At 68.0% G+C, this 2,186-nt stretch carries 1 protein-coding gene and 2 pseudogenes; 2 read left to right on the top strand and 1 reads right to left on the bottom strand.

What is annotated here, in order from left to right; genetic code table 11:
- Positions 1–1,114: pseudogene (locus H926_RS0103485) on the bottom strand (ATPase); the annotation flags it as partial.
- A gap of 72 nt (positions 1,115–1,186) precedes the next feature.
- On the opposite strand from H926_RS0103485, the gene H926_RS25415 reads away from it, so the two are divergent.
- Both H926_RS25415 and H926_RS0103475 read left to right on the top strand, forming a co-directional pair.
- Positions 1,187–1,540 (top strand): hypothetical protein, encoded by a 354-nt coding sequence (locus H926_RS25415; protein WP_022675073.1) that lies wholly within the window; start codon positions 1,187–1,189, stop codon positions 1,538–1,540.
- Positions 1,541–1,613: 73 nt separating this feature from the next.
- A pseudogene (locus H926_RS0103475) lies at positions 1,614–2,186 on the top strand (hypothetical protein); the annotation flags it as partial.

The raw sequence follows: 2,186 nt of genomic DNA, 5'->3' as shown, positions 1-2,186 counted from the left end.
TGGCGAGCGCGGCGCTTTCCTGCTCGGCCACGGCTTCGCCCAGCGTGGCGCTGGCTTCCTTCAGCGTGGCCAGGCGCTGTTCCAGCGCCGCCAGGCTTTCGCGCTCGGCACTGGCCATGGTGCGGCGCTGCTCGCCCAGCGTATCGGCCAGCGCCTGGGCGCGGGCGCGGATCGCGGCAAGTGCGGCATGCTCTTCCTGGTCGAGCGCGGCGCGATGGCTGCTCACTTCTTCTTCCAAGGTGGCAAAGCGCGCCTCGGTCTGGCGGGCAAGGTCAACGCCGGCTGCGGTCAGCGCGCCCAGCGCGGTCTGTACCTGGTCCCGCACGCTGGCCACTTGGCGTTCGCTGGCGAGGCCAAATTCGTTCAGACGCTGGAACCCGGCGACCATGTCTTCCAGCTGCACGTGCGCGGTGCGCCCGGCATTGGCGATGGAGTTGGTCACGTCCTTGGCGCTGTTGGCGATCACCGGCAGCTGGCTGCGCAGCTTTTCCATGTTGTCGAGCGCGTTGGCCGCCACATCGGCGATCGCGTTGACCTGCGCGCCGTTGTCCTGGATCAGCCCGCGCAGGCTGTCGGCATGAGTAGACAGGCGGTCAGCCGCCACGCGGCCCAGCGCATCGAGATCGCGCGCCTGGGCGGCGATGAAATCGCGGGCGAGGGCCAGCTCGGTGTTGATCGCACCCAGCTGCTGGTGCAGCTGCGCTGATTCGCGCGACAGGCCGCTGGCAATGCTGGAAAACCGGCGCGCCTCGCGCCCGCTGCCGCGCTGGATCAGCAGCAGGGTGACCAGCACGACCAGCACCGGCGCCGCCCACTGGCCGGTGGCGGCTGCCCAGGCAGCGGGGCTGCGCACTGCAACCAGTCCAGGAACGCTGGCCCAGGCAAAAAAGCCCGTCCACACCGCGATCAGGCCCCCCGCCAAGGCCCAAGGCCAGGGGGCTGGTGACCCCGTCGCGGCATCGTCGAAAGCGTCTTCGCTTTGATCGGCAAATTCCTGTAAAGATGGGGTAATGGGCAAGGCGGTTTCTGCCTGTTCACGATCCAGCGCCAGGCCATGCCCGCCGGTTTCCGGCTGGTTGGCTTCGATCGGAATGATCCGTGGTCCCCCATTCATGGCCACGTCTCTATCATGGAAAAGGGGGGCGGTTAAACCCGCCTTAAGCCCTGATGCCACACTATCAACAGCATGGCTTATCTTGGCGATCCGATCGATGCGCAGCTGGCGGCCGTGGCGGGCAGTGACCCGGCGCTGTTTGCCGAACTGCGCGGCGCTTTTCTCGACAGCGCGCGGCGGCAGGTCGATCTCATGCGGCGCTCACGTTGTGACGGCAACTGGTCGATGGCCGGCCTGCGGCTCAAAGGCCTGGCTGCCTCGTTCCACGCGCAAGGCTTGATGCGCCTAGTGGAACAGGCGCTGGCCGGTGCGCCGGGCGATCCGGCGGTCTTGCGCAAGATCGCGATGTGGCTGGATGATTTCAGCGCCGGCGCACAGGATCCGGCGCCAGCAGATCCAGCGCCGATCGGCCCCGATCAGGCCTGATCCGAAACGCCCGACGGGCGCTTGGCACGGCGGGGTTGCCGCCCTACCATGCGCGCGATCAGGAGGCATACAGTTGCGGGTCGCGCTCATATCGTTGATGGAAAATGTGCCGGTCGATCTGGCGGGCGACGGCGCCGTCCAATCGGGTGGAAACCCCGGTTTCTTGCCGATCGCCGGGCACAGCATCGCGCGCCACCAGCTGGGCTTGGCGCTGGCGCTGGGCGCCACGCGAATCGTCGTCCATGCCGAAATGCTCTCGGCCGAGATCGTCGAGATCCAGCACGTCGCCGAACAGCGCGGCGCGCGCTTTCACATCATAACCGCGGCGCGTGCACTGGTGCCGTTGGTTTCGGCCGAGGATGAACTGATCGTCTTTGCCGAAGGGTTCCTGGCCATGCCCGAGGATGCCCGCCGCATTCTGGACGAGGCGCCGGGCGTGTTGGCCTTGCCAGTGGAAGCCGGCGTCGCAGCCGGGTTCGAACGTATCGACATCAACCATGCCTGGGCCGGGGCGATGCGCATGCCCGGCCGGGTGGTGGCCGGGCTGGGCGATCTGCCGCCCGAATGGAACCCGGTTGCCGCGCTGCTGCGCCTGGCGACGCAGGCGCGCCTGCTGTTGCGCGCAGTGCCGCAGGCCCTGCTGGCT

The sequence above is a fragment of the Novosphingobium sp. B-7 genome (assembly GCF_000410615.1).
GTDB classification, from domain to species: Bacteria; Pseudomonadota; Alphaproteobacteria; order Sphingomonadales; family Sphingomonadaceae; genus Novosphingobium; species Novosphingobium capsulatum.
The sequence above is the reverse complement of the archived record's forward strand: the minus strand, read 5'-3'. Positions and strand labels throughout refer to the sequence as shown.